The sequence below is a fragment of the Bacteroidota bacterium genome (genome assembly GCA_030017895.1).
In the GTDB taxonomy this organism is placed as follows: Bacteria; Bacteroidota; Ignavibacteria; order UBA10030; family BY39; genus JASEGV01.
The window spans coordinates 28,666-38,354 of record JASEGV010000026.1 but is presented as its reverse complement, the minus strand read 5'-3'; the positions used below and the strand labels follow the sequence as shown (position 1 = coordinate 38,354).

The 9,689-nt window shown below is 40.9% G+C and carries 7 protein-coding genes; all 7 read right to left on the bottom strand.

What is annotated here, in order from left to right; all coding sequences use genetic code 11:
- Positions 1–1,685, bottom strand: a 1,685-nt coding sequence (locus QME58_06745; GenBank protein MDI6803529.1) for a hypothetical protein, incomplete at its 3' end; no start/stop codon positions are given.
- A gap of 26 nt (positions 1,686–1,711) precedes the next feature.
- Positions 1,712–1,963 (bottom strand): hypothetical protein, encoded by a 252-nt coding sequence (locus tag QME58_06740; protein ID MDI6803528.1) that lies wholly within the window; start codon positions 1,961–1,963, stop codon positions 1,712–1,714.
- A gap of 74 nt (positions 1,964–2,037) precedes the next feature.
- Positions 2,038–2,556 (bottom strand): hypothetical protein, encoded by a 519-nt coding sequence (locus QME58_06735; protein MDI6803527.1) that lies wholly within the window; start codon positions 2,554–2,556, stop codon positions 2,038–2,040.
- 154 nt (positions 2,557–2,710) lie between these two features.
- A complete protein-coding gene (locus tag QME58_06730) occupies positions 2,711–3,667 on the bottom strand; it encodes a hypothetical protein (GenBank protein MDI6803526.1) in 957 nt (318 codons plus the stop codon).
- A gap of 26 nt (positions 3,668–3,693) precedes the next feature.
- Positions 3,694–4,191, bottom strand: coding sequence for a T9SS type A sorting domain-containing protein (locus tag QME58_06725; GenBank protein MDI6803525.1), 498 nt, complete (start codon positions 4,189–4,191; stop codon positions 3,694–3,696).
- Positions 4,192–4,194: 3 nt separating this feature from the next.
- Entirely contained in the window at positions 4,195–5,382 is a 1,188-nt protein-coding gene (locus tag QME58_06720; GenBank protein ID MDI6803524.1) for a tail fiber domain-containing protein, read from the bottom strand.
- 237 nt (positions 5,383–5,619) lie between these two features.
- The coding region (locus tag QME58_06715) for a T9SS type A sorting domain-containing protein (protein ID MDI6803523.1) at positions 5,620–9,689 on the bottom strand (4,070 nt) is incomplete at its 5' end.

Sequence of the window (9,689 nt, the reverse complement as noted above, 5' to 3'; positions counted from 1 at the left end):
TTTAAAATTCCGTTAGCACCAGAAATTATTTTTGTCCCGAAAAATGGGGAATGGCCTCTAACGCCAGTCCCTGATGAACTAGAACTCGTTCCATAAACTCCGTAAGTGGTGCCAGTCGTCGATGGTGCATTGCCGTACACACCTTTGCCATCTGAACTCATGCTTCTTCCATAGACGCCGACGGCGAATCCGGTCGTCGATGGGGCATTGCCATACACACCTGTGCCGTCAAAACTAAGGCTCACTCCGTAGAGCCCGAGGGTGTTGCCTGACGCCGCTGATGCGAGCGCATACACACCCATGCCACTTGAACTGCTACTCTGTGCAATCACTCCATATGTTATCCCGGTGGTGGATGACGCCAAGGCATGGACACCGATTCCACCAGAGCTATTGCTACGGCCTGATAGGCCATAGTTGGTTCCCGTTGTTGATGATGCGAAACCGAAAACCCCGGTTCCAGCGGAGCTGTTGCTTTCCCCATAGACTCCATAGGCAACTCCATCGGTCGACGATGCTAGACCAGAAACACCTCGCCCGGTGGAACCTTTACTCTCTGCAAAGACTCCGTAATTGCCACCTGTGGTCGAAGATGCGTAACCATATACTCCAATTCCATTGGAACTTGAATTATTTCCTCCGACTGCGTACGTACTTCCCGTTGTTGCTGTCGCCACACCATATATTCCATAGCCGGAAGTGCTGCTCATTATTGCGCGTATACCTATGTTGGCCCCGGTTGAAATGTCTAATGGATATAATGGACTCGTTGTCCCAACACCAAGTCTCTTGTTCGTGTTATCCCACACTAATCCATCATCTCCACTCATACTCGATGTCCCTGTCCAGAACGGTACCTGAGATGCTGCGCCTGTGCCATTCACGTTCCCACCGCCACTCGAAGCAATTGTCAGCGTTCCACCGCTCGGCGTAATTGTAACGTTCGCGCCCGCGGCAAGTGTTACATCATCTTTAAGTGTATTGATACTTTTTACCACTTGGCCCGAAGCAATCTTTCCGCTGGTCACTGCGTTGTTCCCGATCTTACTCGTTGTCACGATGCCATCCGGTATCGTTGCCGCAACTCTCGCGCTATCGACGAATCCGGCTTGGGGTGCAACTCGTGCATAAGCAGCGGTATCGCTATATGGTGCTGTAAAATTTGGAACAACATCCTCACGCTGAATTGTGCCATTTACAATCTTGTTAGTTGTAATTGTATTATCAGAAATGGTTCCGGCTATCCGAGCACTATCAACATACATTTGCGAAGGCGTTGTCCTTGCATATTGGGCAGTATCAGATTTTAACGAATTGAGACTATACGCAACTGATGAGAAGGATATGCGTGGAGAAAGCTCAGGTTCGGATCCAGGTTTAATGCCTAACCAGTAGGGCTTATCGAATGTAACTGGTGGTGTGAAGGAAGAAATATCTCCGAGGGTAGTTGAAAACAACCCTCGTTTTATTTGAAGATCTTTAATTTCTGTCCAAAGTGCAGCACCGCCGGTTGCAACATCGTAAAAACGAAATGTGAATGTATACATTCCATCTGGTTTTGGGTTCCCAGAGCTATCTGTTAGCACGCCTTGATATGATAAAGTGCGAGGGATTTGTGCCGTCGAGATAGACGTGCATAACACGATTAAAAGTATTGCGAGAATAAATTTAATTAAGCGCTTCATAAAAAAATCCTTTCTTAATGTTTATTTTATTTGAGTAATAAAAGTTTTCTCGTTTCTGAAAAGTTGTTACACTGAAGCCGATAGAAATACACACATCTTGTCGATCTCGACCCATCGAACTCAACTTCGTAACTTCCCACCGGTTTTTCTTCTATGGTATCACCTATTATGATTACTCCGTCTTCACTCTCAATTTCTCTTACGGCAGGATTTATTATTTTCCATAACTCTGCTAATGTGAGATTTCCTGAAACTAAGAGTTGCTTATCTATTTTCAACCTCTTTTTTTATACCAGAAAATTAATCGAATTTTTTACCTTTCTCCTCACACTTGCGTAACGTGAGTGAGTAATTAATTAACTATATCCGGTATTCTTACTGCAGAAAATGAGCCATTGATATTTAATTCTGCCTGTGAAGTTTGTTCAATTAATTTACCGCTTATAGTACCTTCAACTTTTCCATTGACAGCACCATAACTGCTTACAGTAGTCGTTCCTTGCGTTATTCCAAAATACAAGTAATTTCCTGTCGATGTAGTTCGGTAGATTATAGTACCATTATCATCGTCCCAGTTAATTGTGCCTGTTTGATTTCCCTTAAATATAATTGTAAAATAAAGTGAATCATTATCTACTTTGCCTGAAAACTGTATTGCAGTCGCTGTGTCGTTTGGCGAAAATGCACAGATACCATTTCTAAGAGTTACAGATTTATTAGTGTAACCTGCACCGTTTAAAGTTAATTTAGCTTCAGCACTGGTTACAGCAATTGGATCGACAGGACTATTGGAATCCTTTGAGCATCCGGTAAATACTAAAATTGATACTAAGATTACAGCAAAGAATAAGTGGAATTTGGACATTTTCATATGTACTCCTTTTGGTTTGTTAATGAACGTTAATTATTGATTGTAAAAATCCAAACGACAGTTACCCATTAAAGGATAACTGCCATCTGAATATTGTTAAAAGTATATCAATTGTACTTATTTCAAAAGCAAAAGCTTTTTAGTTTGTGTAAAATTACCTGTTTGCCCACAAACCGCTCTTGTTCGGATTGGTTGATTGCGCAACTATCGCATCATTTGCGGCTGTGATCCATAATCCATTACTTGTTCCTGTGTTTGTTAGCTGAAATGCCGGCGTTGACGAATTGGTTGTGCCAACATAGGGAAGAGATATTTTACTCGATGTTATCGCATTGTCAGCAATATGATCTGATGTTATTCCATTATTTTTCACATTGATGGTTGCAGTTGGACCGTTAGGATTGGTGATATCGAGTGTGTTGTTTGTGTTCTGCACACCTTGAATTCCTGTTCCACCAGTACCGCTGCCGGCGTTGATGATGAGAGAATCTCCAGCTGTGGTCACAGTGGCGCCACCAGCACCACCGATGAACAGATGGTCTTTTAATCCGTTCAAACTTTTTACAACCTGACCACTGCCAATATCAATCGACTGAATTGTTCCATCAACGATCTTATTGCTGGTTATTGCATTTTCTTCGATCTTTATAGTTGTTACTGCAAGGTCGCCGAGTTTGCTTGTTGTGATTGCCCCATCTATTGTTGTTAGTGCTACTTGAGATGAATCGGAATTTATAGAATTGAAACTGTATGCAACAGAGCTCAGCGGAATTCGCGGCAGCATTTCGGGATCTCTTTCATATTGAATACCCAACCAGTATTGTTTCGTAAAATTAAGAAGCGGTTCGAATTGTGTTTGATCACCAAGTTGAGTTGAGAAAAGCCCACGCTTTAACGCGATATCTTTAAACTCACGCCACAGTTCGGCACCACCCGTTGGTGTATCGTATAATCGAAAAACTAAGGAATAGACTCCGTCAGGTTTTGGGTTCCCAGAGCTATCTGTTAGCACGCCTTGATATGATAAAGTGCGAGGGATTTGTGCCGTTGAGATAGACGTGCATAACACGATTAAAAGTATTGCGAGGATAAATTTAATTAAGCGTTTCATAAAAAAATCCTTTCTTAATGTTTATTTTATTTGAGTAATAAAAGTTTTTTTGTTTCTATAAAGTTTCCCGCTTGTATGCGATAGAAGTATAAACCGCTTGCGAGACCACTCGCATCCCCCTTTACTGAATACTCACCAGGATGTTTTACCTCATTAACCAATGTCGTAACTTCTTTACCAAATACATCATACACCTTCAGAGAAACAAATCCAAAATTCGGAATCCGAAATCCAAAATTCGTTGTTGGGTTGAACGGGTTAGGGTAGTTTTGGCTGATACCGAAAACCGTAGGCATTTCGTTTGAGGATATCGGCACATTGGTAATTATTCCTCCACAAATTGTACCGTTTCCGTAAAGAATTCCTCCTCCGGTAACTATATTTACGCATAAATCTGCTCCTGCCGATACACCCATTGATGAACCCGGATGGAGTGTGAGCACACTCTGCGATGATGCTGAAATGGTTATCACAAAAAAAGTTACCGCTAAAAGCGCCACCGAAAATATTTTAGTTTTTTTCATATTTTATTTTACTCCAAGTTTAACTTCTTTTATATATGTGTCATTTGATTTAATCTTGTCTATTTCATTTACAAGTATATTCTGCATCTGCACAAGTTTTATGATTTTTTCTTCTAAATTATTATTTTTTTCTTCCAATGTTTCACATTTCATATTCAACTCCTGCATTGATTTAACCATTGGTGCGAGTAAGTCATTGTATCTTAGTTCATATTTGCCTTCATCGTCTATGGTTAGCATTCCGCTGTTTTCAACGCCTGCTCCTTTTAAAATTTCTTCAACTTCCTGAGCTATGAATCCGTATTCAGTTTTTTGGTTTTCATCGTTTGTGCGGGAATAGGAAACAGGATTTAGTTTAGAGATAAAATTTAAACCAAGGTTTGAGTTTAGGATATTTGACTTCCATCTCTTGTCGCTTGTGATCGTCCACGCAACCTGCACACCGGCGTAGGTAATTGCGTGACTGCCTATTCGCACCTGGTAGCTTCCCGCTGTGTTTGGCACCTGTGCATCATATCCTATGGCAGTATTATAGGATCCTGTGGTGTTGTAGAGAGACTGATAACCCACTGCTGTGTTCTGGTTACCGCCTGTTCCGTTGAAGAGAGACTGGTATCCTACCGCTGTATTAAAGCTACCTGAGGTGTTGGAGTAGAGCGAAGCATATCCCAAAGCCGTGTTTTGGTTACCTACGGTGTGTGAGCGGAGAGAATAAGAGCCAAACGCAGTGTTATGGTAGCCAGTGGTGCTTAAGTTGAGAGAATGTGTCCCAAAGGCTGTGTTAAGATAACCTGTGGAGTTTGAGTAGAGGGCGTTAGAACCCACGGCTGTGTTTTCGTAACCTGTGGTGTTGGAAATGAAAGATGAAAATCCCACGATAGTGTTACCGCCGATACCGGTCATAGAAAAGTTGCCTGAATTGACACCTAAGAATATATTTTGTGACCCGTAGTTATGCAAAAATCTGAATGCACCTTTAAAAATAATACCTAATGTTGAACTTGTTGTGTTTGGCAGAGTTAAACTCCGGTTCAGTGTTAAATAACCGCTACTCTGCGGAACACTAATAAATGTGTTATTTGTATCCCTGATTATGAATTGTCCGTCTGTTCCTAATTTGCCGTTAATATCCTGGCTTAATAATACAAGCGGGGTAAGTATGACTGCAAGTAAAATTATGATTGTTTTCATTTTAGATTTTTCCTTTTTTAAAGTTGTTTAAATAATTTGATTAATGACTTTTTTTTTCTGCTATCTGGTAAGCCTTTCAAGTGGAATTCCAGCCGAGAATGGATTTCATCTTGAGTCTCCTTTGAGTTAGAAAAGAACGTTATTGATTGATTGATTTATTGTAAAAAAATCCAAATGACAGTTACCCATTAAAGGATAACTGCCATCTGAACATTTTAAGAATTAAATTAATTGAGCCTACTTCAAAAGTAAAAGTTTTTTAGTTTGCGTATATTTATTGCCAGATTTATTTTCACCGACTGCAATAATCCTATAAAAATACACACCACTCGGATATGTAGCGGCATTCCAAACTACTTGTTTGTGTCCGGCAGTTTGAACCTCATCAACTAGCCTTATAACTTCTCTGCCGACTATATCATAAATAGTAAGTGTTACATGTGAAGCTTCGGGTATAGTGTATTTGATAGTTGTAGCCGGATTAAATGGATTCGGATAATTTTGTGAGAGATTGAACTGATACGGAACATCAGAACCATCAGAAACTGATACTACATTAGTATTCGTTTCAGCAGATAATTTTGCCTGCTCTACATTTCCTGCTGTATCCATCGCGATGCTGAAAAATCCGTAGTTTTTCCCGTGTTCGCCTGTGAAGATAGCAGATGTATCAGATGTGTTCGTCAACCATGCTTTGAATGTTGCAGAGTTTTCAGAAACATAGATCGTGTATTGATAAACAGCTGCATCATCAGCGCCGCTCCAATTTACATTAAATGAATTCGGCGAGGTAGAATTTAATGATTTGACGGAGCTCGTTGGCTTACCGACATCGATTGTTCTGAAAATATTTCGAGTTAAGATAGGCGGGTTATCGTCAAAATAGATTCGTGCTTGAGAGTATATCCTGCTTCCAGTTGTGATATCAGCTTTTGGAAGGACTGAATAAGTTACAAACCCTTCGCCTCTGTGGAGCGAGTCGTTCAGCAGCAGGAAGCCTGAGAATGGATCTGTCGGCGGAAGATTCGTCAGTGGGTCTATCGATTGGAATTCCCACACGATTGAATCGCCATATATTCCTGCCGTAAAATCTACATAAAGGCTTAAGGAATCTCTTACATCTAAACGAGCCGAGTAGAAATCTCTGCCCGGTGGGATATTGAATGTAAAAGAACCAAAACCGAAACTTCCAAGAGTGAAGCTGCCGAAGTCTGTATTAGGATCAAGTTTGTGAATTACCCTAACCGCTTGAGCAGGTGCAGTTGCTGAATCCGGATCATTTTCAAATTGAATTAAGTAAGAGAGCGACTTATGTTGAATCCAATTTAAGTTGCCATTAGCAGCAGGTCCTACAATATCATTCGGATCGAACGAGCCGACACCTTCAGGCGAACTAACATTTTGATTATTTTGTGAATGCTTATTATGAAAGTTTATTAATTTTCTAAAAAAATTACCGAAGCTAAATAACTTCCCAGGACCGGGTTTTTTGAATGGGAAGTATAGCATTGTAGCAGCATCCTGCACCACACCCTGTGCATCTTGTGCCATATCTTGCTGTTGATTTCTTAGATTCCAAGCATCACAAGCTCCTGCGTCATCATACGGACAACCTTGTGTTATACCATTAGGAAAATTCAAAAAAGTATTGGCTAAAACTTTCGATGTATCCAACCATCCACTATCCAGTGCGGTTTTTATTGAAATATAATATACAGAGTCTAGGCTAGAACGCGTTGTAATAAAAGCATCCGCATAAAAATGGAATCTACCACCTCTATTAAAAGTTATCGTCATGGGGATAGATTTTGTACGTCCAGCTCCGATATTAAATAGCGATAATGAAATCGAGCGCGTATTTGTAGCTGAATCTAAATATACATTTACATTCGGTAAAGGCGGCACATCCATAGGGAGCGCTTCAGGCTTTACAACCAAACTTACGTCGCCGGCTACTTTCAAATAAACAAGTGCTCTTTCGATATTAATATTCATCGGATTGTGAACATTCAATGAGAAGTAACCTGGTTGCCGTTGGCGTATCGCAGCAGGACCCGACATAGATATCTGTATATCGAGAGGCGCTGTGGGTTGAATAGTTAAGCCATTGGTTAGTACCGCTTGAGTGGCATTCGGTCTGCGAACAACAACATCCCACTGACCGATAGCTACATTGTTCAGAACAAAAACAGCAGTCAAGCGTGATTCGTTAATAAAATTCGTTTGTTGAGCAACGACATCAGTAGAACCTGCCCGTCTGAGTATTGCTGTCGAATTTGCCTCGAACCTTGCGCCTATTATCTCAATCGTTATCTCACCGTTATTGCCAGCAGTATTTTCTCGTATTCGTTGAATAGAAAAACTCAACGAGTCGGCTCGGAATTTATACGGATTAATACTGTTTTCTGGATTATAAACGTAGAAGTAGTAAGCCCCGTCGATTGTGTTGGGTATTATGATTTCGTTCGTTGAAAAACCAATTTTCTCCGAGCGGAATTGGTAAGTGTTGCGGTCTAAATTTCTAGATGTAGATGTGAAAGCATCCGGTGGCTTCAACAAGGTTGTTGCTTGAGTTTTCACCGATAAAGTTTTCCCCGCAATGGTATTTAGTCTATAGTACCTAACTCCAAATGCTTTTAATGTGTCTTTATATTCTACTCCTAAAGAAATCGGGATTACAATAATACGAAACTCATCAGCGCCTATATCCGGCTTTGAGGGGTCGCGCGGTTCATTATCGATATCGTCAGTAACCGATGCAAGTGGTGTTGCAGCACTATCTAATCCTAATGTGCCTATGTGTAGATCAGTATTTGATGTAAAGAGCGGATCTAAAGAGACTGAATTAGCATCTTTACCACTTGCTGTTTTTAATGCACTTAGATTAGCCCTATCTCCACTCCAAAAAGCTAATGTCGATCCTGTTGTATGAATATCATTATAGTTTGAAGTTCCGATAGCGGCAGGTATTCCTATGTAGTATGCATAACCACCGCCTGGGTTTGCAAATATGTTGTTCACCACATTGATACTACTGCCACCATCAACCGACAGAGCACGACCAGCCGTTGTGTTTGTGCTGCTTATATTCACACTGTTATAATACACATCCTGATTAGTACTGTAATAAAGTTGTATACCGTACGCAGTGCTTGCACCGCCAACTGATATAAAATTGTTTGCAATCAATCCGCGCGGTGTGGGAAGACCTGTACCGCCATCAGAATAGTAAAGATAGATACCAAAACCTGAATTTATGCTCATCTGATTCTTCAATATCTGCATCGCTCCCGTACTGCTCTGAATCTCCATACCTCGCTGGGCTGTAGTTGAGCTAATCGTGTTGCCGTTAACTTGCGCTCCAATCTGATAACGTAAAAATATTGGGTTGTAACCCGTACCGCTGAATGTGTTGTTCGTTATCTGTGTACCTGAAGCTTGCACAGCGTTACTAATACTGCTCAGCCACACTCCATAACTACCGTTATAAAAAGTATTGCCGCTGATGATGCGGCTCGTGTAAAGCGAATAATCGGCACCAATAATAAATTGATTTCCTGAACCGCTTGATGTCTGAGTTCCCAATAATACGTTGTTTTGAATCCTCAAATCTTCTACTCCGCCAACTATATCTATAACCTGTGCATACGTCGCATTAACTACATTATTACTCGATAATGTAAGGTTCTGAATCCTTAGGTAATCTGCACCGTTAAACCTAAACACATAATTATCACTTGCACCCGAGGCGGCATAAAACAAAGTAGTATTAGCTGGATTACCCGACTGCGACTGAAACGTAATTGTATTTGTACTACTTGCACCCGGAACAGGTATTAGTTCTACTTGCTCTATGTATATACCATTTAAAATGTTAAATGTAACCGGTGCAGAGATACCTTTCAAAATTAAATCAGCTCGCAGCGCTGATAATGATGCATAGTTTCCTCCACTACCTACTGTATAACTACCTGAAAGCGGTGTTGTTGTAGATGGGTCGGGTGTAAACTCATCCGCTCCTATATCGGGAGGTGATGAACGTACTGTGCCATCTATATCGTCGCTTACGCTTGACACTGTTGTTCCCTTGCTGTTGAGCCAAGGCGACAATGTGTGAAGGTCAGTGTTTGATGTAAAGTGTGGATATACAGAAATTGAATTTGCATCCTTTCCGCTGGCTGTTTGAAGAGCTGAGAGTGTTGTCCTATCACTGTTCCAATAGGCAATGTAATTTCCAACGCTGTACAGATTGTTATAGTTTGAAGTTCCGATAGCGGCAGGTATTCCTATGTAGTATGCATAACCAC